Source organism: Paracoccus sp. MBLB3053 (genome assembly GCF_031822435.1).
GTDB lineage: Bacteria > Pseudomonadota > Alphaproteobacteria > Rhodobacterales > Rhodobacteraceae > Paracoccus > Paracoccus aurantius.
In genome coordinates this window covers 2,196,510-2,220,295 of the sequence record NZ_JAVQLW010000001.1, presented here as the reverse complement: position 1 = coordinate 2,220,295, position 23,786 = coordinate 2,196,510, and the positions used below count along the sequence as shown (strand labels likewise).

Below are 23,786 nucleotides of genomic sequence, written 5' to 3'. Positions count from 1 at the left end.
CATGGCGATCCAGATCCATGATGGCCTGTCCCTGGCGCTTTTCAACAATTTGGGCGAGGTCTGGCTGGGCGACGATCCGGCCGAGCTTTACGATGCGGCAGGCAGCCTGATTGCGGGCGCACCGCCAACCATCGCCCCGGTGATCACCCAGGCGCCCAGCATCCTTCCGACCGACGCAAGCATCGGGCAAAGCATCTCGCTGAACATCGGCCAGGCGGATGGCAGCCCTGTCCCGCAAGCGCATTGGGATTTCACCCTGGACGGCATGTCGATCCGCGACCGGCTGGACGAGGGCGCGATGACGATGGAACTGAGCGACCCCGGTGAATACGAGCTTGCCGTGACCTGGACCAACAGCGCGGGTATGGCCACGAGCACAGCCGACGCCCTGAAGGTGGTTCTGCCCGAGGTGAAGGTCATCGATTATGATGCTGTCACGCTGGCCTATTTCAATGCAGCCGATTCCCTGGCCGCCCTGAGCGACGATCTTGCCAGCCTCACGACTCGCGGCACGGGGGGCTATGCTTTCGCCAAGACCGGCTCCGGCACGACCGCCCGAATGACCGACAAGGGGATTGTCTTTGCCGACGGGATCTATCTGCAATCTCAAACCCTGTCGAACCAGCCCGCGACCGACGGCCTGTTTGCCGTCGCGGATGTCACCCTGGACGGCTATGGCTCGAATATCGGTCAGATCCTGGACGGCACCGGTGGTCATGTGAAGCTGCGCAACAATGGCGGGACGCTTCAGGGAACCGGGACAGATGATACATCTGTCAACCTGACCCTCGGCCCTGCCGTCTACAGCTCGCGCGTCATCATCGCGGTCGAGATCGACGACGTGGCCGACACCGTCAGTGGCTTCGACGCTTCGGGCAACCTCGTCGCAGCAAGCCATCCCGGGCTGACGGACCCTTCACCCAACCGCTTTTCACTGGGACGCTATCTCAAAGGCACGATCCACCGGTTTGCGATTGTCGGTCGCGCTGAAGGAAAGGCATGGCCGATCACGATGCGCGAGGTTGTCGAGGATTTTCGGCGGGGGGCGTGACGGCCCCCGTTCCTTCCGTCACCTCGCTGGAGATCATGCCGGTCTACGGCCAAAGCGAGAATCGGCCGCTTCAGGAGACGTCGGCCGCAGATATCGAGACAGCCGCGCGCGAACAGGTTTACTACACCTACGGTTTGCGGGACCGTCAGGGCAGCCTCCTCGGCCCGCTCGGCGCAGGACTTGGAGAGATAGATCAATCGGTTACGGCTACCGGCTTCATGTCCGCCACGGGCCAGGGACGCGTCTCTCCGGCATTCACCTTTCAGTTTGCCCGTGCGGCACGGTGGCGCGACGAAGGAAGGACTGCGCAAGGAACCATCATCGGGGATAACGGCTTTGGCGGTCGGCAGATCAACGAATGGATCGCTTCGGACCCGAGTCCGCTGGGACGAAACCAGACCTATTGGATGCGCGAAAGCGCGCGTCTGGCGAATGAGTTCGGGATAGCCCTTTCCTGCCCCTATGTGTTCCTTTTCCAGGGAACCAGTGCCAAGGATCAGGTCGGCTCCTCCTATCGGGCAGATTTCGAAACGGCCCATACGGAAACCCTGAACGAGGCGCAAAGCCTTTTCGGGGCCAGTCCCAGATTGGTCGTTGTCGTCAACGGTGCCGATGTGAACTCGATCGGAGACCTCTACGAAACGCCCGGCGCTCAATATCGACTGGCGATGGAACATGACGGAATCGTCGCCACGTGGCAGCGGGTTTTCCTCATCAACGATCTGAACATTCATCCCACCGGCCGCACTCAGGTCCTGATCGGCGAGACCTGCGATTGGGCGGTTTCCGAAGTAGAGGCGGGCAATGTCTGGAACATCACCTACTCGGTTGCCAAATCGGGCGCACATGTCACGGTGCGGTTCTCGCTACGACCAGGCGAGACGCTGATGAGCCGTCCTGATCTCTACGACGCATTCGGAGGCAGCGCGACCTGTCTGGATTTCGGATTCGAGGCAGAGGGCGGCATCCAAAGCGCCTTGCCCGATTGGGAAGGAGACAGCGTCACGCTGGTCCTGAGATCGGCTTCGGCCGGCTGGTTGCGCTTTGCGCACCAATTGCAGGATTGCTACGCAATGGCCGATGCACAAGGTCGCACGATGTCCGCGCATCGCTCGACACTTTTCGGCAGTCACACCCGCGAAAGCCGTTTCGTTCCCGGTGAGCGACTGTGGCGTCCACTCCCCGGCTTTCGTGGAAAATTTTCGGGCGACCTGTTCATCCCCGAATGATATCTTCCCGCCCTTCTGCCTCGCATCCGCACCCCCAGATCGGGGGTGCGGATCGAATTTTCGCGTCGGCTCACTCCATCTCCGAAGACGGCACCGGTCGTGGCCTTGCGAGCCGCCGAGCCTTCCCCTACATCTGGGATAAGATTTGAAAGGACCCCCCATGGCGATGGAAGCCCAGGACATCGAGACGCTGATCCGTTCAGCATTCCCCCAGGCCAAGATCACGATCACGGATCTGGCCGGAGATGGGAATCACTATGCCGCAGAGGTAATCGACGAAAGCTTCCGGGGTCTCAATCGCGTGCAGCAGCAGCGCGCGGTCTATGCCGCGCTGAAAGGGAAAATGGATGGCCCGCAAGGCGAACTTCACGCCCTGGCCCTGACCACCAAGGTCCCTGAATAACCCCCAGTCTTCGGCGTCGGCTTTGGGGGAACATGAACCCGAAAGAACCGACGCGAGCAAAAGAAGAAAGTATCCAGACATGACCGACGTGCGTCAGAAGATCCAGGAAACCATCGACGGCAGCGATGTCGTGTTGTTCATGAAGGGCAGCAAGGAAATGCCGCAATGCGGTTTCTCGAGCCGCGTTGCCGGCGTGCTGAACTACATGAATGTCGATTACCGTGACATCGACGTTCTGAAAGATGCCGATGTCCGCCAGGGCATCAAGGACTTTTCGGACTGGCCGACGATCCCCCAGCTCTACGTCAAGGGTGAGTTCGTGGGCGGCTGCGACATCATCACCGAGATGACCCTTTCGGGCGAGCTCGATCAGCTGCTGGACAAGGCCGGTGTCGCCTATGACAAGGACGCCGCAGAGAAGATCCGCGAAGCAAACGCCTGAGAGTTCCGATCCTAGGCAAGATCAAAGCCCCGCCATCGGCGGGGCTTTGTCGTTTGCATACGCGTCATCACGGTGCCGGCTGTCAGAGACGGCTGTCGTGTTCATCCGGCCAAGAATGATCGGTCTCTTCTCTCCGGCGATAGCGTGATGCAAGGGTCAGACCGACGGCGACCAGTCCAAGGACCGGGGCGATATTCGTGGCTCTGATGCCGCCACGGTCTTCCTCGGTCAGGTCTTCGCCTTGCTCGGGCGAAGCGAAACCGAATCTCCGAGCCGCGTTTTCGCCCATCCGCCGGGCTGAGCCGTAGACCCTCGCTTCGGTCTGGTCCGCGAACCGGTTCGCGCGGTAGGTCAGATTGTCGGCGACCGAATGCACCTTGTTTTCGGCAAGATCCAGAAGGTTGCCCGCTTTGCTTGCAGCCCTGTCCATCGCGGCATCGGCAGCATCGCTGGCCTTGGTGATTGCCGTATTGGCCATCAGGTTGATCTGCTGTTCGACTTCGATCCGCAAATCTTCCGTGCTGGGCACCGGATGCCGCTCACGACCTGCGATGACCACAAGTATCAACCCGATCGCGACCATGAAACCTCCGATCACCAGCGAGGCGACCATCGAACCCCAACCCAGATGATAGGCAAGGAAAGTCCACAGTGCGGCAAGAAGAAAGCCCGCGCCGAGGACAAGGACTACCCCTGCCCCGGCGGCGAACCCCGCCCTGCGCAGCTTGTCGGATACGGCAAGCTGCATGTTTTTTGCATAGGCGAACATGCTCGATCAGCGGCGTGAAAGGATCAGGCCAAGCAGGAAACCGACGCCCGCAGCGATACCAAGCGCCTGGCCGGGGTTGCGACGGACCATGGCCGCCACGTCATCGTAATAGTCCTCGGCATAGGCGCCCACTTCTCCCGCGCGGCGCTCACCTTCGCGATAAAGACGCCGGGCCTCATCGCGGGCCTGCCCGGCATATTCCCGGCCCTTGCTGCGGGCCGATTCATAGTAGTCCGACCCCTGCTTCGTCGCGGCATCGACGAATTCCGAGCCCTTCTCGCGAAGGGATTCAAGGATTTCTCCGCCACGGTTCTTCGCGTCTTCAAGAGCTTCCTCGGCATCGTCAGCCGCGCGGCGTGCTTCGCGCCCAACTTCGTTAGCCGTGCGTCGGGCTTCGGCTTTCAGTTCGTCTTTCGGATCATGATGAGCCATGATTCTGTCCTTTCGGAATGAAGTGCCTGTTTCGCATTACCAACGCAGTTGATCGCCGATCGTTCCTGCTGCCGGCTGCACATCTGCGTCTTGCGACCCCATGGCCAAGTTTTGCCTATGGTCCGGTTGCCAGATCCGACTTGCAGAGCATTTGCGGCGAATGAATACTGCCAGTTGCGAAGGTAGCGTGGTAAATGCGCCGAGATGATCGATATTTCACGTGGTCTTTCCATGCTCCACCGCTGCCCCCCTTGCTGCCATGAAAGCGTGTCATGACCGAGAAACCCGGTATCATCTGCGTCGGCGCCATGCTTTGGGACGTCATCGGGCACAGTCCTGTCCGTTTGAAGCCAGGCGAAGACGTCGCGGGGCTTATCCACCAGCGCCCGGGGGGCGTTGCGCTGAATGTTGCGGTGGCACTTGCTCGTCATGGTCTGGCGCCGGCGATCCTGTCGGCCGTCGCAAGGGACGGACCGGGAGAAGGCCTGATCACGGAAACCCACAGGCTGGGCGTCGCGACCGACTGGCTTTGGCGTGACGGGCCGAAGCCGACCGACCTTTACATGGCGATCGAAACCCCGGACGGGCTTTTCGCCGCCATCGCAGATGCCCATGGGCTGGAAGCCGCCGGCACGGCAATCCTGTCGCCGCTGGAAAACGGAACGCTTGGCAGTTCGGTCGTGCCCTGGGAAGGAACGCTTGTCGTCGATGGGAACCTTACGCAGGACACGCTTGCGATCATGGCCGAGGCGCCCTTCCTGTCCCGCGCATTTTTGCGCATCGTTCCGGCCAGCCCGGACAAGGCCGAGCGTCTGGTGCCGTTGCTGAACCACCCCAATGCCATCTTCCACATCAATCTGGCTGAGGCCGAAGCCCTGGCCGGCCGCCCCCTTGATGGGGCCATTGAAGCTGCCGAAGCGATTGCCGCACTGGGGGCCGCACGCGTTCTCGTGACCGATGGCCCGCGCTCTGCCGCCGAAGCCGCGCGCGGTCTGCCGACCATCATCCAGACCCCGCCATGTGTCGAGGCGCGCCATGTGACCGGCGCGGGAGACGCGTTCCTTGCCACCCATCTCGCCGCCGAACTCGCTGGCGCGTCGCGCGAACAGGCGCTGGATCAGGCGATCCAGGCCGCCACCAAACATATTACCGCGCATCCCGTTACCCGAAAGGACATTGCATGAAGGACCTCATGGTCTTTGCACCCGAAGTCGAGGCCGCACTGGCCGCAGGCAAGCCTGTCGTCGCGCTGGAATCGACGATCATCACGCATGGCATGCCCTATCCCCAGAACCTCGAGGTCGCCCGCAAGGTCGAGGCGACGGTCCGCGATGGCGGAGCTGTTCCCGCGACGATCGCGGTCATGGGCGGGCGCATTCATATCGGTCTTGATGATACGAGCCTGGAAGGATTGGCTTCGACGCCAGGTGCCGAGGTCATGAAGCTGTCGCGGGCCGATCTGGCCGTCTGCCTGGCCCTTGGCAAAACCGGGGCGACGACCGTCGCAGCAACGATGATCTGCGCACATATGGCCGGCATCCATGTCTTTGCGACCGGCGGCATTGGCGGCGTTCATCGGGGTGCCGAGCTCAGCTTCGACATTTCGGCCGACCTTCAGGAGCTGTCGCGCACGCCCGTCACCGTCGTTGCCGCCGGTGCAAAGGCGATCCTCGACCTGCCGAAGACGCTTGAAGTGCTTGAAACGCTGGGGGTTCCGGTGATCGCGGTCGGACAGGATCAGCTTCCCGCCTTCTGGTCACGGGATTCTGGCTTGGCCGCGCCGCTGCGGATCGACGATCCGGCCCAGATCGCTGCGGCAGCCGGCATCCGTGCCAAGCTTGGCCTAGAAGGCGGTCAGCTTGTGGTGAACCCCATCCCGGAACGCGATGAAATCCCACGATCGGTTATGATCCCCGTCGTCGAAAAGGCGCTGGCAGAGGCCGCGGAACAAGGCATTGCCGCAAAGTCGGTCACGCCATTCCTGCTGCAGCGCATCTTCGAACTGACCGAAGGGCGTTCGCTCGAGGCCAATATCGCGCTGGTCCTCAACAATGCCCGCCTGGCGGCAAGGATCGCGGCGGCAATGGTTTAGGCGAACAGTGCCGGAAGGTTTACCGAATCCCGCGCGCCCAGATTACCCGCGTGATATTCCATGAACCTTTCGGCCGCGCCGCGCCCTGCCTCGCGCAGCGTTCCAAGAAGCCCCGGCTCCGGCACCAGCTTCGTTCCGGCGCTAAGCGAGGTCATCACGAAATCGTCCATGATCATGTGGATCAGCACGTTCTTCATAGGTCGTCCGGTCAGGCGATCTTCCTCATGCAGGCGCTTGACGAAGTTGATCGCGCGCAGCTCCCTGATCAACGAGGCGTTGAAGCTGATTTCGTTGATACGGTCCTGGATCTCCACCGGCGATTTCGGGACGGAATCGCGCAGCATCGGGTTGATGTTGACGATGACCACGTCGCGCGGAAGGTCCGGCGCGAACAGTGGAAAAAGCGCCGGATTGCCGGAATATCCGCCATCCCAATAGGCTTCGTTGCGCCCGGTAGCAGGGTCGTGGATCTCGATTGCCCGAAACAGGCTTGGCAGGCAGGCCGAAGCAAGAATGGCCTCGACCGTCACCTCGGGGCCACTGAACACCCGGATGCGTCCGGTCCGGACATTCGTGGCCGAGACGAAAAAGCGCGGCCCGCGCTCCAGCCCGAGTTTCGGATGGGGCATTTCACGCAATATTGCTGCAAGCGGATTGCTGTAGAATGGCCCGCAATCATAAGGGCTGAAGATCCGTGTCACCCCCTCCATCCAGGCGATGGGCGAGACGAGCTCGGTCAGGCGCTGCAATGCGCGCGGAGCCGGGAAAAGCGAATGAACCCAGCGCACCATGCGATTGTCGCTGATCTGGCTGACATGCGACCAAACATGGGCCAGATTTTCCAGGGCGGCCTGCCGTCCCCGACGGCCGGGGCCGCATGACAACCCTGCGGCCAGAGCAGCGCCGTTCAAGGCGCCAGCAGAGGTTCCGCTGATACCGGAAATTTCAATGCTGTCTTCCTGCAACAGCCTCTCAAGCACCCCCCAAGCGAATGCGCCATGCGCGCCACCCCCTTGCAGTGCCAGATTTATGCGTCTGACGGCCATGACAGTTTCACCCCGTTCGCACTCGCAGCATATCACGCTGCAACGCAGCATGTAAGGCTTGCGTTCCCTGCGTGGCACCCGGAAGATGGCTCTGCGAGAAACGGAGAATGTCGATGCCGGAATGGCCCGCGCTTATTGGTTTTTCTGCCCTGGCGCTTGCCATGGTGCTGACACCAGGGCCGAACATGATCTATCTGATTTCGCGATCGATCTGCCAGGGCAGCCGGGCCGGGCTGGTATCGCTGCTCGGCGTCGGGGTCGGCTTTCTCTTTTACATGCTCTGCGCGGCTCTGGGAATCACGGCAATCGTGATGGCCGTGCCCTATGCCTACGACGCCTTGCGGATGGCCGGGGCGCTATATCTGGCCTGGCTCGCCTGGCAGGCACTTCGCCCGAACGGACGCTCGGCCTTCCAGGTCCGCGACCTGCCAGCCGACAGCCCGCGCAAGCTGTTCTTCATGGGCCTTCTGACGAACCTGCTGAACCCCAAGGCGGCCGTGCTTTATCTTTCACTTCTGCCACAATTCATCGACCCCGCTCACGGGGCTGTTCTGGGCCAAGCGATGACGCTGGGCTTCACCCAGATCGTCATTAGCCTGGCCGTGAATGCTGTGATCATTCTCTGCGCCGGACAGGTGGCGCTGTTCCTTGCGCGCCGTCCCGGCTGGGCACGAGCACAACGCCTTTTCATGGGAACGGTTCTGGCCGGACTTGCCGTGCGACTGATGACCGAGACCCGTCGCTAAGGCTCAGTCCTCGGACTGAGCCTCGGCCCGCGATTTACCCGCCACGTCAAGGGCCAGGGTCGCCGCCATGAACGCGTCCAGATCGCCGTCGAGAACGCCTTGCGTGTCCGACGTTTCGTGCGATGTCCGCAGGTCCTTCACCATCTGGTAGGGATGCAGGACATAGGAGCGGATCTGGTTGCCCCAACCTGCCTCACCCTTCGCGGCATGCTGGGCATTGATCTCGGCGTTCCGCTTGTCGAGTTCCATCTGGTAAAGGCGCGCCTTGAGGGCAGCCATGGCGTTGGCACGGTTCTGGTGCTGCGATTTTTCCGAGGAGGTCACGACGATCCCGGTCGGAAGGTGGGTGATCCGCACCGCCGAGTCGGTGGTGTTCACGTGCTGACCGCCCGCGCCCGACGACCGGTAGGTGTCGATCCGGATTTCATTATCCGGAACGGTGATCTCGATATTGTCGTCGACGACCGGATAGACCCAGACCGAGCTGAAGGACGTATGCCGCCGCGCCGCCGAATCGTAGGGAGAGATCCGGACAAGGCGGTGAACGCCCGATTCCGATTTCAGCCAACCATAGGCGTTGGAACCCGAAATCTTGTAGGCGGCAGAGCGTATACCCGCTTCCTCGCCTGGGGTTTCGGAGAGCAGCTCGACGGTGTAGCCTTTCTTCTCGGCCCAGCGGACATACATCCGCGCGAGCATCGAGGCCCAATCCGCGCTTTCGGTGCCGCCCGCGCCGGCATTGATTTCAAGGAAAGTGTCATTGCCGTCGGCCTCGCCATTCAGCAGCGCCTCCAGCTCCTTCTGGGCCGAAAGCTCGGCAAGCTCCTTCAGCGAGCCTTCGGCATCTGCGACGATCTCGTCGTCACCTTCAAGTTCGCCCAGTTCGATCAGGTCGACATTGTCCTTCACGCCGGATTCGATCCTGCGATAGGTTTCGACCGCGTCGCTCAGCATCTGGCGGTCGCGCATGAGCTTTTGCGCGCGCGCGGGGTCGGACCAGATATCGCCCGCCTCGATCATGGCGTTCAGTTCTTCCAGCCGATGCGGCGCGGTTTCCCAGTCCATGCGCTGACCGAGCAGCTTCAGCGATTTGCGGATCGCATCGATGGTGGCTTGGGTTTCGGCGCGCATGGGCACTCTCTTTCGGGTCACGAACTACGGATCAGGGCAAGACAGATAGCGCGAGGGCGAGCCGGTCGCAAGCGCCCGGCCCGAAATCCTGCGTTCAGTAGAGCCCGCCCGATGAAAGCGTGCCGAAATCGGCCTTTTTCGGAATGACCTTCTTTCGTCCCGTCGAAGTCGTGACAGCCCGACCGGCGTCGCGACCTCCCTGGGTATAAAGCGGCAAGGTGGTGGGGTCGGCCCGTTCGAAGCCGCCGTCCACCAGCGCCATGCCGACGCTCATGTCCTGGCCATCCCGGAAATACTCGGCGATCACATTGTCACCCTTGGCGTTCGGTCCCAGCAGCGCCCCAGTGAATCGATCGATATTGACGAAATGGCCGCCCGGCGGAACCTTGAATTCGGTACCGCCATATTCCTTGACGACTTCCTTCATGAACTCGTTGAAGACGGGCACGCAAAGCGTTCCGCCATAAGCCCCTTCGCCCAACGTGCGCGGCTGGTCATAGCCCAGATAGCATCCTGCGACGATGTTCGAGGTGAAGCCGATGAACCAGACGTCCTTGGCATCGTTGGTCGTGCCGGTCTTTCCGGCCACGGGCACGGGCAGGTTTACCCCTCGCCCCGAACCGCGCTTGACCACGCCCTCCATCATCGAGGTCAACTGGTAGGCGGTAATGGCATCCATCACGCGTTCGCGGTTGCTCACGATTGTCGGGGCGGCGCCGGGAGGAAGCGTCGCCTGGCCGCAGGTCACGCAATCGCGCCGATCATGGCGATAGACGGTGCGTCCACGCCGGTCCTGCACACGGTCAACCAGCGTGGGCTCGACCCGCTCGCCGCCATTGGCGAACATCGCATAGGCCGCGACCATCTTGAAAAGCGTCGTCTCCTGAGACCCGAGGCTATTGGCGAGGAAATGCGAAAGCCGGTCATAAACCCCGAATTTTTCGGCATATTTCGCAACCGTATCCATCCCGATATCCCGCGCGATGCGGATCGTCATGAGGTTGCGCGACTGTTCGATCCCGGTGCGCATCGGCGCCGGACCGTAATACCGCCCCGAGGCGTTCTGGGGCGTCCACAGGCCTTCTGGCGTGTTCACCGTGATCGGCTCGTCGACGACGATCGTGGCCGGAGAGAAACCGCTATCCAGCGCCGCTGCATAGACAAAGGGCTTGAAGCTGGACCCCGGCTGACGCTGCGCCTGCGTCGCCCGGTTGAAGACCGAGCTTTGATACGAAAAGCCGCCCTGCATCGCCATGACCCGGCCGTTGTTCACGTCCATGGCCATGAAGGCCCCTTCGACCTCGGGAACCTGGCGCAGGGTCCATCGGATGAAGGCCCCGCTGGAATCGTCGGTCATGCGCCGGACCAGCACGACATCGCCGATTTCAAGCAGGTCCGAGGCCACCCGGGCCTTGTCCGCAAGCCGGCCATTCGACAGACGCTTTCGTGCCCATTGGACGTCCTTGGCAGGTATCGTCGCGGTTTCCTCGATATCCTCGATGCCGATGGTCGCGTCGCTGTCGCCGAGTGACAGCACGACCGCCGGATACCAGTCGGGAATGTCACGCGGGACTCTCGTTTCCCCAAGGGCCGCACGCCAATCGTCTTCGGTCGTCAACTTCTCGGGCGAAATGCTGACGCGCGTGCCGCGCCAGATGCTGCGGGAACGATCGAATTTCTCAAGCGCGCGCTGCAGCGCGCGCGCTGCGATCTTTTGCAGATCGGGCTCGACCGTGGCCCGGATCGCAAGACCGCCACCGAAGAATTCATCTTCACCGAATTCCCGCGAAAGCTGCCGCCGGATCTCGTCGCTGAAATAGTCCCGCGGGGGCAATTGTCGCTGAAAGGATGGAAAATCGCCATTCTGGACGGATTTCAGAGGCAGCTCTGCTTCGGACCGGTAGCCTGCCTCGGTGATGTAGCCGTTTTGCCACATCTCGCGCAGGACATAGTTGCGCCGCTCGGTGACGCGCGCCTTGGCGCGCACAGGGTGATAGCGCCCGGGCGCCTGGGGCATCGCGGCCAGGGTGGCCGCCTCGTGCGGGGCAAGATGTGTGAGCGATTTGTTGAAATAGGTCTGCGCGGCGGCGGCCACACCGAAACTGTTCTGCCCCAGGAAGATCTCGTTCAGGTAAAGTTCCAGGATCTGGTCCTTGGACAGCGTCTGTTCCAGCCGGGTCGCCAGTATCAATTCCTTGATCTTGCGCTCGATGCTGCGATCAGAGGAAAGCAGGAAGTTTTTCATCACCTGCTGGGTGATCGTAGACGCGCCGCGCACGCTCTGCCCGCGCGAGGCGATCGCCTCGACCATCGCGCCCGCCATGCCGCGGGGATCAAACCCATGATGGTGATAGAAATTCTTGTCTTCGGCGCTGACGAACGCCTGTTTCACAAGATCCGGGATTTCGTCGATCGGAACGAAGATCCGCCTTTCCTCGGCGAATTCGTCGATCAGCTTGCCTTCACTGGAATAGACGCGGCTGATTGTCTTGGGCGAGTACTGCGCCAATTGCTCGTGGCTGGGCAGATCGCGGGAATACATCCACAACACGGCCCCAAGGGTCAGCGCCACGAACACGATCGCGGTGACGATCCAGGCAAAAATCGCGCCGAAGAATGAAAGGACAAAGCGCAACAAGGTGACCATGCCTCAGGGGTTTCCGGAATTTATAGACGCTGGCTGCAACAAGGTCAAAACAACCTTGACGCTTAACGCCGCGAAAGCCCTGCCCTTACGGCATCATCCTGCGACCAGGCCGCGATCGCAGCCGCAATGGCGTTCGAGGTGCTTTGCCGCCATTCAGGGTTGAAAAGGTTTGCCCGGTCCCTCGGATCGGTCAGAAAACCCAATTCGATCAGGACGGAAGGTATGTCCGGCGATTTGAGCACCGAAAACGCCGCACCCTGGACAGGGCGGGCATGCATGGGCACTTTCGCACGGGTCAGTTCCGCAAGCAGGAATTTCGCGAAGGCTTCGGATCGGGGCTGCGTCTGCTGCCGCGCCAGATCCATCAGGACGGCCGCGACCTGGTCGTCGGTTCCCTGCAGATCAAGCCCGGTGACCAGATCCGAGCGATCGTGCCGCGCCGCGAGCTGGCGGGCGGCGCGGTCATCCGAATCCGGGTTCCAGACGTGGATGGAAAGCCCAGCCGCCTGCCCCTCGGGCAAGGCATCTGCGTGAAGCGAGATGAAAAGATCGGCCTGGGCCGCGCGGGCAATCGTCATGCGCTGCTCCAGCCCAACGAAACTGTCGTCGTTTCGGGTTTGCACCACGTCATAGCCTGCGCGGGTCAGAACCTCGGAGAGCTCGCGCGCAAAGCTCAGGAGCACCGCCGATTCCCGGATCGCCCCGACCTCGGCGCCGGGATCATGACCGCCATGGCCAGGGTCCAGCGCGACGCGCAGAACCTGATTTTGCCGTGGTGTCGCGGACATCGCTGGAAGCGAAGGCTCGGGCAGATCCCACAGCGCCGATAGCGCATTGCCGCGGGATCGAAACTCGGCCTGAGGCACCGGTTCGAGGCGAAGCATGACCTGGGCGCCGGCCGCACCGCCCTGCAGGCCATTCTGGACCGCCAGCCGCAACGCATAGGGGCCGGGAAGCTCCATCACCAGGCGAGACCAGCCGGGCCGGAACCGGCCCCAGCGAAGGGCCGGCACCAGGCTACGCCCGGCAAGCGCATCTGCATCGGCGGCGGAGAAATCCACCTCGCGGAAATCGATCACCAGTCGCGGCGGACCGTCCAGGAAATAGACCCGGTAGGGAACCGGGCCGCTGAGCCCAAGCCGCAGTTCAAGCGGTCGCGGCTTGCCCTTGTCCCTGCCCTCGGCAGTCAGCGAGGATCCAGCCAGATCGACCCGCGCCATCGCCGATCTTTCCTGCGCAAGGCTCGGCAGGGCCAGCATCACCAGAAGCAAAGCCCAAGCCCATCTCATCTGGCAGCCATGAACGCAGCGAGCCTGTCCAGTCCTTCGGCGATATCTGCGGTCGAGCCCGCATAGCTAAAGCGCAATGTTCGCGCCCCCCGCTTGGGATCGAAATCCAGGCCCGGCGTCACGGCAACCCCAGCCTTGTCAAGAATCTCGGCGGCGAATTCCAGGCTGTTCGCGGTCAGGTCCGACACATCGGCATAGATGTAGAACGCGCCTTCGGGCGGCGCGATGCGGGAAAAGCCGATCTGCGGCAGGCGCTTGAGCATCATCTTTCTGTTTTCTGCGTAAACAGAGAGATTTGCATCGGCTTCTTCGAAACAGTCGAGCGCAGCCATCGCAGCCACCTGGCTGGCATGGGGCGGGCAGATGAACATGTTCTGCGCGAGGCGCTCGATCGTTCGAACCTGGCTATCGGGCACCACCATCCAGCCCACGCGCCAGCCGGTCATGCTGAAATATTTCGAGAAGCTGTTGATGACGAACACATCATCGGTCACTTCCAGCGCAGAATGGAATCCTGCGCCGTAGTCGAGGCCATGATAGATCTCATCAGAAATGACGGCCATGCCCAGCTCGGCGGCGCGCCGGGTCAGCGCGGACAGTTCCTCGCGGCGCAACACGGTCCCGGAGGGGTTGCCGGGCGAGGCGAGGATAAGACCCTGCGCATCCGCAGGCAAATCCTCGGGCCGAGGCTGGTATCGGTTCTCGATCCAGGTCTCGATGCCGACCGGTTCAAGCGACATCGACCTCAGGATCTGTCGATAGCTGGGATAGCCCGGCTCGCCCAGTGCGACGCGGTCCCCGGCATCGAAAAGCGCGGAGAACGCCAGGATGAATGCACCGCTGGAGCCTGGAGTGACGATGATGCGCGCCGGGTCCAGTTCAAGCCCATACCAGCGGCGATAAAGGCCCGCGATTCCTTTGCGCAGTTCGGGCAGACCAAGAGCCACCGTATAGCCCAAGGGCCTTTCCAACGCAGCGGCCAAGGCCTTTCTTGCGCCTTCGGGCGCCGGAGTCGACGGCTGCCCGACCTCCATATGGATGACGTGCCGCCCCCCGGCTTCGGCCCGGCGTGCAGCCTCCATGACATCCATGACGATGAAGGGATCGACTTGCCCCCGGCGCGACTGTCTCATTCCTGCCTCGATGGTTTTCGCCGGGTATCACAACTTGTGCGTGCCGGGTCAAGCACCCCGGTCAAGCCCGCGTGAAACCGACATCATTCAGTCCATCCGCGCTTGCATGCCCGCCACACGCGCGGCAATCTTCCCGCCAAGCTGAAAGGACACGAGATGAAAGCCATTCTGACCGCCGCGGCACTGGCGACGGCCGCCCTGCCCGCCCTCGCCTTCGACCCGGCCAACATGACCGAGGACGAAAAGGCGGCCTTCGGCGAGGCCGTTCGCGACTATCTCATGGCCAATCCCAATGTACTGGTCGAGTCGATCAACGTCCTGGAAGAGCGTCGCGTCGCGGACGAGGCCAAGAACGACAAGCTTCTGGTCGAGAACAACAAGGCCGAGATCCTTGAGGACGGGCATAGCTGGATCGGGGGCAACCTCGACGGCGATATCACGCTGGTCGAGTTCGTCGACTACCGTTGCGGCGTTTGCAAGCGGGTGCATCCAGAGCTCGAGAAACTGATCTCGGCCGATGGGAACATCCGCTGGATCGTAAAGGAATTCCCGATCCTGACGCAAGAAAGCGATCTGGCTGCCCGGTTTGCCGTCGCGGTGCTGCAAGAAGGGGGCGATGCGGCCTATAAGAAGGTCCATGACGCGTTGATGGAAACGCGCGGCCCCGTCAATCTGGAAACCCTGGGTGCGCTCGCCGACAAGGTTGGCGTCGAGAAATCGACCGTGTTGAACCGGATGAATACCGAAGAGGTTTCGGCCGTCCTGCGCAAGAACCACCAACTGGCCGAGCAGATGCGGATCATGGGCACCCCCACCTTCATCATCGAGGGCGAAATGCTGCGTGGCGTTCCGGCCGAAGGTCTGGAAGGCGTGATCGAGCGGGCGCGGGCAGAAAAACAGCAGGGCTGAAACCCGGCCGATCCAGAATTGACGAGGCGGCGCCGATACGCCGCCTTTTTCCTTATTCCGCTGCCTGGGCCGAGGCCGCGGCGTCAAGCTCGGACGCGCGCTTTTCGACCAGTTGGACGATATGGTCAATCATCTGGTCATTCGACATTTTGTGATCCTGCTTTCCGGCAAGATAGACCATGCCAGCGCCGGCACCGCCGCCGGTGAAACCGATATCGGTCATCAATGCCTCGCCCGGGCCATTGACGACACAACCGATGATCGACAGGCTCATCGGTGTCTTGATGTGCTCCAGACGCTTTTCCAGGGCTTCGACCGTCTTGATCACGTCGAAACCCTGACGCGCACAGCTCGGGCAGGAAATGATCTGGACACCGCGCGTGCGCAGACCCAGGGATTTCAGGATCTCGAACCCGACCTTCACCTCTTCGACCGGATCGGCCGAAAGGCTGACGCGGATCGTGTCGCCAATTCCCATCCAGAGCAGGTTACCGAGGCCGATCGCAGATTTGACCGTGCCCGACACCAGCCCGCCAGCCTCGGTGATACCAAGGTGAATTGGCGCATCGGTCGCCTCGGCGAGCTGCTGATAGGCAGCCGCGGACAGGAAGACATCCGACGCCTTTACGCTGATCTTGAATTCGTGAAAGTCGTTGTCCTGCAGGATCTTGATATGATCGAGCCCGGATTCGACCATCGCATCGGGACAAGGCTCGCCGTATTTCTCAAGCAAGTGCTTTTCAAGACTGCCTGCATTCACTCCGATACGGATCGAGCAACCATGATCCTTCGCGGCCCTGATCACTTCGCGCACGCGACGTTCGTCCCCGATATTGCCGGGGTTGATGCGCAAGCAGGCGGCCCCCGCCTCGGCGGCTTCTATCGCGCGCTTGTAGTGGAAATGGATATCCGCGACGATCGGCACCGGGCTTTCGCGACAGATCTCGCGCAGCGCTCGGGTCGATGCCTCGTCCGGGGTGGAAACCCGCACGATATCCGCACCCACATCGGCGGCCCGGATGACCTGATCGAGCGTGGCCCGCACATCGCTGGTGTCGGTATTGGTCATGGTCTGGACGCTGATCGGGGCATCGCCTCCGACCGGAACATTGCCCACCATGATCTGGCGGGATTTGCGCCTTTCGACATTGCGCCAGGGCCGGATCGGGTTGTGCGTCATGAAGGAAAAACCTGTGCAGCGCGATTGGGAAGTGTCTGCGTCAGCAATAGGCCGATGCGCGCCAGCGGGCAACCCATGGCCGGCGCGCAGGTGGGGCGAATGCCGCAGCCGTGACCGCGATCAGTCGGTCTCGGCGTTGCCCGGATTGACCGGAGAAGCCGAAGCAACCGCGATCATCGAAGCCAGTTCGGGGTCCTTGCTCGGATCGGCAAAGGCGAACTTCGCGGTTAGCGCCTCGGGCGAAAGCTCGACATTCTTGACCACCTTCGCCCCCGGAGCAGCCGGGCCGTAGGTCTGACCATTGACCGCGAAATAGACAGCACCCGAGTTTCCGGTGCGCAGGGTCGGCGGCGATTCCAGCTTCGGCAGGGCAAATCGTTCGCCCGCATCCATGGTCTTTTCAAGAAGGACCGTGCCGTCCGCCGAGGTCACGCGAACCCAGGCCGGGCGCGCGGCCAGCAGCTCGACTGCCGGGGCATCGGGGGCCACCGTGCGAACCGCAGCCACCTGCATGGGCATTTCCGGCCCAAAGGGCTGACTTGCCCCTGCCCCCGCCTGACCAGCACCAACCGACTGCGCGACGACCGGTGCCGGCTGCATCGCCGGAGCATTCAGGCCCGGATCAATGGCCGAGATCGGCCCGTCCCGCGCGATCAGTACAGGCACTTCAAGAGCCTGCGGGCGATAGGTCCGGTCGATCCCTTCCGGACGCGGCAGGTTGACCTGCGCGGAATCGATCGTTTCGGGTTCGGCGGCGTCCTGCACCGGATCAAGCGTGGCAATCACACCCGGGGGTTGTTCGCCCGGCGTCAGGTTGACCTTCTGCACCTCCTGCAGGACGGACCAGCCCCCATAGCCGAGCCCGCAAGCAAGCAGCGCCATCACCAGAACCGAACCAATCGCGCGCGGCTCGATCGAAGACCACATGCTTTCCGGCTTGGGCAGGAAGATGGGATGGGGATTGGCCAATGCCTCGGCAGGGTCCGACGGGCGGCGCTGAGGTTTCGGGCCGGATGCGGCCGGAGCCATGCCGTGGGTCGGGCGGAACCCGGATTCCTGACAGAACCTACGAAAGGTCCAGTCGGAATCCATGCCAAGGTAGCGGGCATAGGAACGCACATATCCGGCAATGAAACTGGGCGTATCAAAGGCCGAGATGTCGCAATTTTCGATCGCGGCAACATAAGAGGCACGGATGCGCAATTCGCGCTGAACATCCAGCAGCGACTTGCCCAGCGTAGCGCGTTCGCCCCGCATCAGGTCGCCAAGCCGAACGTCCGGCTCCTCAATTCTTGGCGGCTGTGCCGCCTGCTCATCATGATGCATTGGGGCGTTCCCCCTCAGCCCGATCATCCCGCCTGCCCCGTATTATTTAGTGTGCCCCATCCCGAATCGGAAGGGTGTCACAGGTTCATTAACGGAAGGTTATCACGGGTGCGAGAGCATATCAGCCCCCAACCATCAGGCGACGTGAGACGAGCGATTCAACTTGCACTGCGACCAGAGAACATCCATCGCGCGCACCAACTGATCTATGTCCTTGGGCAGGTGAACCGGCGACGGCGTAAAGCGCAACCGCTCGGTTCCGCGCGGGACGGTGGGGAAGTTGATCGGTTGCACATAGATCCCGAAATCGGCCAACAGCATGTCCGACAAGGCCTTGCAGTGAACGGGATTTCCGACATGAACCGGCACGATATGGCTGCCGTGATCCACGATCGGCATGCCCAGGCCACGAAGACGCATCTTCAGGATGCGGGCGTGAAGCTGGTGCTGGTCGCGCAGCGCCTGCCCATCCTCGGTCTTGAGGAAGGAAATGGAAGCGGCCGCGCCGGCCGCCACGGCGGGCGGAAGCGAGGTCGTGAAAATGAAACCCGGCGCATAGGACCGGATCGCGTCAACCATCTTTGCAGAGGCCGCGATATAGCCGCCGAACACGCCGAACGCCTTGCCCAGCGTGCCGTTGAAGATGTCGATCCGCCCGAGCAGGCCGTCACGCTCGGCCACGCCGCCGCCGCGGGGTCCGTAAAGGCCCACGGCGTGGACTTCGTCGAGATAGGTCAGGGCGTTGAATTCATCTGCCAGGTCGCAGATGGCCTCGATCGGTCCGAAATCGCCATCCATCGAATAGATGGATTCAAAGGCGATCAGCTTCGGAGCAGCGGGGTCGTCAGCCTCGAGCAGTTCGCGCAGATGTGCGACATCGTTGTGGCGGAAGATGCGCTTGGCCCCGTCGAAGCGCTTGATGCCCTCGATCATCGAGGCATGGTTCAGCGCATCGGAATAGATGATCAGCCCGGGAAACAGCTTGCGCAGCGTCGAAAGCGTCGCGTCGTTCGCGATATAGGCGCTTGAGAAGACCAGCGCGGCTTCCTTGCCGTGCAGGTCCGCGATCTCGGCTTCCAGCCGCTTGTGATAAACGGTCGTGCCCGAGATATTGCGCGTGCCGCCCGAACCTGCCCCGGTCGCGTCAAGCGCCTCGTGCATGGCGGCAAGAACCGCAGGGTGCTGGCCCATCCCGAGATAGTCGTTGCCGCACCACACGGTGATCTGGGTCTCGGTGCCATCGGGGCGTGTCCAGACAGCATGGGGAAAGGCGCCCTTCCGGCGCTCGATGTCAATGAAAGTCCGGTAACGGCCTTCCTCATGCAGCTTCCCGATTGCCTGATCGAGGGCGGCCGAATAGTCCATCTGCGTCCCTTGCCTTGCTTGAACGTGCTCGCTTGGGGGATCATGGGGCGATCCCGCGGGTGTTAACTTGATACGTGTCAAGTTACAGGAAATATAGGGTCAAAATGTCGCATTACGACAATCGGACCAGTGATTTTCCCTGAGAAAATCAATCTAGAAAGGCTGATCATGCTGAACAATGCCAGAATCGAAGAGGTTCTTTCAACGCTGGACAGGGGCTTGCCGCAGGCGCTCGATCGTCTGCTCGCATTCCTGCGCATTCCGTCGATCTCGACCGATCCCGCGCATATGGGCGACGTGCGCGACGCGGCGGAATGGCTGTGCGCCGAGCTTGCCGGGCTGGGATTCGAAGCCTCGGTCCGCGACACGCCCGGCCATCCCATGGTCGTCGCCCACTCGCCCAAGGGCCAGCGACGCGCGCTTCTTTTCTACGGCCATTACGATGTTCAGCCGGTCGACCCGCTGAACCTGTGGGACCGCCCCCCGTTCGAACCCGAAATCGAGGACACGCCCGACGGAAAGGTCATTCGCGGCCGCGGTGCGGCTGATGACAAGGGCCAGCTTATGACTTTCATCGAGGCGTTCCGGGCATGGAAGGAGGTGCATGGCAGCCTGCCCACCGACCTGGTGCTGTTGTTCGAGGGTGAAGAGGAATCAGGCTCACCCAGCCTGCGCCCCTTCCTTCGCGAAAATGCCGAGGAGCTGCGGGCCGGCATCGCCATGATCTGCGACACCGGAATGTATTCGGACGGCCGCCCGGCGATCACGACCCAGCTTCGCGGCCTCTATGGCGAAGAAATCGTCATCCGCGCCGCAGACCGCGATCTGCATTCGGGAAGCTTCGGCGGATTGGCTGCAAACCCGATCCAGATCCTTGTCGACGCGCTCGCAACCATCAAGGACGAAAGCGGCCGCATCACCCTGCCCGGTTTCTATGCGGGCGTCGAGGAACTGACCAACGAGCTGCGCGCGGATTGGGACGACCTGGGCTTTGACGCCGCCGAGTTCCTGTCGCGGGTTGGGCTGAGCCAACCCATTGGCGAAAAGGGCCGAACCGGACTTGAAATGGTCTGGAACCGCCCGACCTTCGAAATCAACGGGCTTTCCGGCGGCTATACGGGCGAAGGTTTCAAGACGGTCCTGCCGGCTGAAGCCCGCGCCAAGGTAAGCTTTCGCCTGACCGGCAGCCAGGACCCCGAAAAGATCCGCGAGACGTTCCGCGCCCATATCCGCGCCGCGATCCCCGCCGATTGCTCGGTCGAATTCCACGCTCATGGTGCCAGCCCGGCAAGCCGCATGGACATCAGCGACGCCGCCTTCGCGGCCGCCAAGGCGGCGCTGAGCGACGAATGGGAACGCGACGCCGCCTATATCGGCGCGGGGGGCTCGATTCCCATCGCGGGCGATTTCAAGGAGATCCTCGGGATGGATTCGATGCTCGTCGGATTTGGCCGCGATGACGACCGCATCCATTCGCCGAACGAGAAATACGATCTGCAAAGTTTTGCCAAGGGCGCACGCAGTTGGGCGCGCATCCTCGCCGCTTTGAGCTGACGAACCGCCATGCCCCGGAATTCGCATTTCGGGGCATATGCACAAATCATCGCATGTCGTATCTGACGGCCGTCTTGCGATGCTTCTGGCCGGTTTGAGCGGGTCGCGGGGCTTTCCACGAGATCAAGCCGAAAACGCTGACCCCTGATCGCACGCCGCGACGGGGACCTATGCCCAGCAGGGCGGTGGCCACCGCTCGATCAAGGCTCCGCATCACGCGATCTGCACCCGGAAGAAAGGCCCGCGCAGCCTGATCGCAGCCACGATGGTGCAGACCGGCTATGGCGAGCAGCAGGGTCAGGCACCGCGCGCACGGGATATCGCCGCCGCTCGGGCCTGTGGTTGCCGATGGCGCGCAACATGCGCCCGTTGCGGCCCTCCACCCCAGCAGAATGGCATGCCGCGCATGGAAGCGCAGGCCGGGCACAAGATGGGAAACGCCAAACTGACCATCGAGGACCACGGACAGCCACCAGTCACAGATCGCGGCCTTCCTCGACAAACACTACGCCAGCGGTGACGGCGCGCGGACCGATGACCCGATGCGTACCGCCTGCCGGAAACGGGGCGTTCGGACCCCAGATTTACCCTTCCCCTTCAGGAAGTTATGGGAGAGATCATGAGCTGGATATGAAATGGCGCACCCGAGAGGATTCGAACCTCTGGCCTCTGCCTTCGGAGGGCAGCGCTCTATCCAGCTGAGCTACGGGTGCAACGCTTGGGCTGCATAGCCGCTATTTTGCGGCCGTGCAATGGGGTTCAGGCGAAAAGCTCACGGCAGAAGGAAAGCCCGTCGACCAGCGCGTCAACCTCGGATCGGGTGTTGTAAAGCGCGAAGCTTGCGCGCGCCGTGGCGCTGACACCATAGAAATCCATCAGCGGCATGGCGCAATGTGAACCCGCGCGCACCGCGATGCCGCGCTTGTCCAGAATCGTCGAGATGTCATGGGCATGCGCCCCCTGCATCGTCATCGAGAAGATCGCGCCCTTGTCCGCCGCGTCGCCCTGCACGCTCAGCCAGTTCAAGCTGCGCAACCGGTCGCGGGCATAGTCGCGCAGGTCGTGTTCATGCGCGGCGACCTGATCCATCCCGATGTCCATCAGGTATTCCAACGCGGCGCCAAGGCCGATCTGGTTCACGATGCCCGGTGTCCCCGCTTCGAACCTGAGGGGCGGGTCGGCATAGTCGACGCCTTCGCGCGTCACGGTCCGGATCATGTCGCCTCCGCCCATGAAGGGGCGCATCTCGGCCTGGCGCTCGCGCTTGATCCAGATCGCGCCAGAGCCCGAAGGACCGTAGAGCTTGTGGCCAGTGATGCAGTAGAAATCGACCCCGAGCGCGCCGACATCGACCGGCAAATGGACCGAGGCCTGGCTCCCATCGACCAGCACGGGCACTTCGGTACCACGCGCGATCGCCCCCACATCGACCACGGTCCCTGTCACGTTCGACATATGCGTGACGGCGATCAGCCTTGTCCTGGGTCCGACGGCGGCCAGCACCTTCTCGGGCGGCAGCGATCCGTCAGGCTCGGGCTCGACCCATTTCAGCACCACGCCCTGACGTTCGCGCAGGAAATGCCAGGGCACGATATTGGCGTGATGTTCAAGCACCGACAGGACGATCTCGTCGCCTGCCTGAAGGCGCGGCGCGGCCCAGCCATAGGAAACGAGATTGATGCCCTCGGTCGAGCCCGAGGTGAAGATCACCTCATCCTCGTGCGGGGCGTGCAGAAAGCACGCGATGATCGCCCGGACGCGCTCGTAATTCTCGGTGGCGAGGTTCGACAGGTAATGCAGCCCGCGATGGACATTCGCATACTCTGCCTCATAGGCACGGGTGATCGCTTCTATCACCATCTTGGGTTTCTGCGCCGAGGCGCCATTGTCCAGATAGACCAGTGGTCGACCGTTCACCTCTCGCCCGAGGATCGGGAAATCGGAGCGGATCTTGTCGATATCGAAGCTCATGGCGAGACCTCCGGTAGAATTCCCAATGCGGCGGCAAGGATCGAGAGAACAGTCGCCACCAGAAAGACGCCACCGATGAAGCCCAGGGCGACCTTGGGCGTGCTCGTGAAGCCGTGCAGCGCCTTGGTCAGCGAGATGGTCAGGTAGATCGAAAGCGCGAAGGCTACCAGTGACATAATCATTGCCGACGGCGGAACAAGCACCATCAGCACAAGCTGAACGGCCTGCAATCCGACCAGGATCAGTTCCACCCAGGCGACCAGGACCAGCGCATCCGCAAAATTGCCCTGCCCGCCAAAGGCCCGGCCGATCACCGTGACAGCTGCCGCCGACAGCACCATGGCGCCGAATTGCAGCGCCGCAAGGGTCATCGGATCGGCCAGGATCGCCGAAAGGGCGTCATTCGTGGCCGGTGGGAACATCTGCCGCGCAATGCCCGCCAGCAGGCTTGAAAGGCTCGCCGCAAGAACCACGGTCATCCACCGTTCCGACGTGCTCAGACCGAACTCGCGCAGAAGGCGCACCGCGCGATCCGGGTTCCTGAGCGTCAGGACCACCAGTTCGCCAAGATCACCGATTTTCATTCCGTCCTCGTCATTGCGCTCAGTCCGGCGCCCCATATCACGAGAAAACCGACCCCTGCCACCGCCCTTGTAAGACTCAGCGCAGGACCAGGCCCGATCAACCCCGCAACCAGCCCTGCGAGAAGCATCGCGGGCGACACGGCAAGCAAGGCCCAGAACAGGGCGAGCCGCGACGCATGCCCGTCAACAGGGCGTGGACCAATATGCGAGATCAAAGATACCAACGCCGCCAACCCATAGGCCAGCAGCGGCATCATGAACATCACCGCGAGCATCGCCCCGCCCATCCTCGCCTGAAGTGGCACCGAGGGGTCAAGGTAGGCGTCGCGGGCATGTTGGGGCGCCTGCGCGATCAGAAACACCAGCATTGCCGACATCAGGATCGCGATCAGCGCCCGGTCGGGCAGACCGCGCAGGGAATTCACGACCCTGCGCGGTGCCCACCAGCTTTCGATGATCCGCGGGACAATTCCGACGCGGGTCATCT

At 62.3% G+C, this 23,786-nt stretch carries 22 protein-coding genes and 1 tRNA gene; 9 read left to right on the top strand and 14 right to left on the bottom strand.

Annotation, left to right across the window (positions count from 1 at the left end; all coding sequences use genetic code 11):
• Position 1 precedes the first annotated feature (1 nt).
• The 4 genes from RGQ15_RS11080 (at position 2) to grxD (ending at position 3,125) form a co-directional block, all read left to right on the top strand.
• On the top strand, positions 2–1,051 hold the full coding sequence (locus RGQ15_RS11080; protein ID WP_311160278.1) for a hypothetical protein: 1,050 nt from the start codon (positions 2–4) through the stop codon (positions 1,049–1,051).
• Positions 1,000–2,280 carry a hypothetical protein gene (locus tag RGQ15_RS11075; protein WP_311160277.1) on the top strand — a complete coding sequence of 427 codons (1,281 nt, stop codon included), beginning with the start codon at positions 1,000–1,002 and terminating at the stop codon, positions 2,278–2,280. Before RGQ15_RS11080 ends, RGQ15_RS11075 begins: the two co-directional genes overlap by 52 nt.
• Before the next feature lie 160 nt (positions 2,281–2,440).
• Positions 2,441–2,683, top strand: a complete 243-nt coding sequence (locus RGQ15_RS11070) for a BolA family transcriptional regulator (protein ID WP_311160276.1) — start codon at positions 2,441–2,443, stop codon at positions 2,681–2,683.
• Positions 2,684–2,762: 79 nt separating this feature from the next.
• Positions 2,763–3,125 (top strand): Grx4 family monothiol glutaredoxin, encoded by a 363-nt coding sequence (gene grxD, locus RGQ15_RS11065; protein WP_311160275.1) that lies wholly within the window; start codon positions 2,763–2,765, stop codon positions 3,123–3,125.
• A gap of 82 nt (positions 3,126–3,207) precedes the next feature.
• Here grxD and RGQ15_RS11060 read toward each other — a convergent pair whose 3' ends face one another.
• Together RGQ15_RS11060 and RGQ15_RS11055 are read right to left on the bottom strand one after the other, a co-directional pair.
• Positions 3,208–3,894 (bottom strand): phage holin family protein, encoded by a 687-nt coding sequence (locus tag RGQ15_RS11060; RefSeq protein ID WP_311160274.1) that lies wholly within the window; start codon positions 3,892–3,894, stop codon positions 3,208–3,210.
• A gap of 6 nt (positions 3,895–3,900) precedes the next feature.
• The gene (locus RGQ15_RS11055) at positions 3,901–4,326 is read right to left on the bottom strand and encodes a DUF883 family protein (RefSeq protein ID WP_311160273.1); all 426 of its coding nucleotides are present in this window, start codon (positions 4,324–4,326) and stop codon (positions 3,901–3,903) included.
• Positions 4,327–4,598: 272 nt separating this feature from the next.
• Here RGQ15_RS11055 and RGQ15_RS11050 point away from each other — a divergent pair, with 272 nt between their 5' ends.
• Together RGQ15_RS11050 and RGQ15_RS11045 are read left to right on the top strand one after the other, a co-directional pair.
• Positions 4,599–5,510: a PfkB family carbohydrate kinase gene (locus RGQ15_RS11050; RefSeq protein ID WP_311160272.1), complete on the top strand. Its 912-nt coding sequence runs from the start codon at positions 4,599–4,601 to the stop codon at positions 5,508–5,510.
• On the top strand, positions 5,507–6,418 hold the full coding sequence (locus tag RGQ15_RS11045) for a pseudouridine-5'-phosphate glycosidase (protein ID WP_311160271.1): 912 nt from the start codon (positions 5,507–5,509) through the stop codon (positions 6,416–6,418). Before RGQ15_RS11050 ends, RGQ15_RS11045 begins: the two co-directional genes overlap by 4 nt.
• Here RGQ15_RS11045 and RGQ15_RS11040 read toward each other — a convergent pair.
• Positions 6,415–7,464, bottom strand: coding sequence for a patatin-like phospholipase family protein (locus RGQ15_RS11040; RefSeq protein WP_311160270.1), 1,050 nt, complete (start codon positions 7,462–7,464; stop codon positions 6,415–6,417). The two genes, RGQ15_RS11045 and RGQ15_RS11040, sit on opposite strands and share 4 nt — an antisense overlap.
• A 113-nt stretch (positions 7,465–7,577) precedes the next feature.
• Here RGQ15_RS11040 and RGQ15_RS11035 point away from each other — a divergent pair, with 113 nt between their 5' ends.
• On the top strand, positions 7,578–8,210 hold the full coding sequence (locus RGQ15_RS11035; protein WP_311160269.1) for a LysE family translocator: 633 nt from the start codon (positions 7,578–7,580) through the stop codon (positions 8,208–8,210).
• A 3-nt stretch (positions 8,211–8,213) separates the two neighbouring features.
• On the opposite strand, the gene prfB is transcribed toward RGQ15_RS11035, so the two are convergent.
• The 4 genes from prfB to RGQ15_RS11015 all read right to left on the bottom strand — a co-directional run bounded on the left by prfB (position 8,214) and on the right by RGQ15_RS11015 (position 14,410).
• Complete coding sequence (prfB, locus tag RGQ15_RS11030) at positions 8,214–9,341, bottom strand: peptide chain release factor 2 (RefSeq protein ID WP_311160268.1); 1,128 nt, start codon at positions 9,339–9,341, stop codon at positions 8,214–8,216.
• A gap of 94 nt (positions 9,342–9,435) precedes the next feature.
• Positions 9,436–11,979, bottom strand: a complete 2,544-nt coding sequence (locus tag RGQ15_RS11025) for a penicillin-binding protein 1A (protein WP_311161081.1) — start codon at positions 11,977–11,979, stop codon at positions 9,436–9,438.
• Between the two features lie 71 nt (positions 11,980–12,050).
• Entirely contained in the window at positions 12,051–13,277 is a 1,227-nt protein-coding gene (locus RGQ15_RS11020) for an N-acetylmuramoyl-L-alanine amidase (RefSeq protein ID WP_311160267.1), read from the bottom strand.
• The gene (locus RGQ15_RS11015) at positions 13,274–14,410 is read right to left on the bottom strand and encodes a pyridoxal phosphate-dependent aminotransferase (protein WP_311160266.1); all 1,137 of its coding nucleotides are present in this window, start codon (positions 14,408–14,410) and stop codon (positions 13,274–13,276) included. Before RGQ15_RS11015 ends, RGQ15_RS11020 begins: the two co-directional genes overlap by 4 nt.
• A gap of 156 nt (positions 14,411–14,566) precedes the next feature.
• Here RGQ15_RS11015 and RGQ15_RS11010 point away from each other — a divergent pair, with 156 nt between their 5' ends.
• Complete coding sequence (locus tag RGQ15_RS11010; RefSeq protein WP_311160264.1) at positions 14,567–15,319, top strand: DsbA family protein; 753 nt, start codon at positions 14,567–14,569, stop codon at positions 15,317–15,319.
• A gap of 52 nt (positions 15,320–15,371) precedes the next feature.
• On the opposite strand, the gene ispG is transcribed toward RGQ15_RS11010, so the two are convergent.
• The 3 genes from ispG to hemA all read right to left on the bottom strand — a co-directional run bounded on the left by ispG (position 15,372) and on the right by hemA (position 19,190).
• Entirely contained in the window at positions 15,372–16,499 is a 1,128-nt protein-coding gene (gene ispG, locus RGQ15_RS11005) for a flavodoxin-dependent (E)-4-hydroxy-3-methylbut-2-enyl-diphosphate synthase (RefSeq protein ID WP_311160263.1), read from the bottom strand.
• Positions 16,500–16,619: 120 nt separating this feature from the next.
• Positions 16,620–17,852, bottom strand: coding sequence for a helix-turn-helix domain-containing protein (locus RGQ15_RS11000; protein ID WP_409201316.1), 1,233 nt, complete (start codon positions 17,850–17,852; stop codon positions 16,620–16,622).
• 108 nt (positions 17,853–17,960) lie between these two features.
• Positions 17,961–19,190 carry a 5-aminolevulinate synthase gene (gene hemA, locus RGQ15_RS10995; RefSeq protein ID WP_311160261.1) on the bottom strand — a complete coding sequence of 410 codons (1,230 nt, stop codon included), beginning with the start codon at positions 19,188–19,190 and terminating at the stop codon, positions 17,961–17,963.
• Positions 19,191–19,358: 168 nt separating this feature from the next.
• Here hemA and RGQ15_RS10990 point away from each other — a divergent pair, with 168 nt between their 5' ends.
• Positions 19,359–20,744 carry a M20/M25/M40 family metallo-hydrolase gene (locus tag RGQ15_RS10990; protein WP_311160260.1) on the top strand — a complete coding sequence of 462 codons (1,386 nt, stop codon included), beginning with the start codon at positions 19,359–19,361 and terminating at the stop codon, positions 20,742–20,744.
• A gap of 636 nt (positions 20,745–21,380) precedes the next feature.
• Here RGQ15_RS10990 and RGQ15_RS10985 read toward each other — a convergent pair.
• The 4 genes from RGQ15_RS10985 to RGQ15_RS10970 all read right to left on the bottom strand — a co-directional run bounded on the left by RGQ15_RS10985 (position 21,381) and on the right by RGQ15_RS10970 (position 23,784).
• Positions 21,381–21,457: transfer RNA gene (locus RGQ15_RS10985), tRNA-Arg, on the bottom strand.
• A 46-nt stretch (positions 21,458–21,503) separates the two neighbouring features.
• Positions 21,504–22,715: a cysteine desulfurase gene (locus tag RGQ15_RS10980; protein ID WP_311160259.1), complete on the bottom strand. Its 1,212-nt coding sequence runs from the start codon at positions 22,713–22,715 to the stop codon at positions 21,504–21,506.
• Positions 22,712–23,299, bottom strand: a complete 588-nt coding sequence (locus RGQ15_RS10975; protein WP_311160258.1) for a YIP1 family protein — start codon at positions 23,297–23,299, stop codon at positions 22,712–22,714. The genes RGQ15_RS10980 and RGQ15_RS10975 overlap by 4 nt, the downstream gene beginning before the upstream one ends.
• A complete protein-coding gene (locus RGQ15_RS10970) occupies positions 23,296–23,784 on the bottom strand; it encodes a hypothetical protein (RefSeq protein ID WP_311160257.1) in 489 nt (162 codons plus the stop codon). Before RGQ15_RS10970 ends, RGQ15_RS10975 begins: the two co-directional genes overlap by 4 nt.
• Between the last annotated feature and the right edge of the window lie 2 nt (positions 23,785–23,786).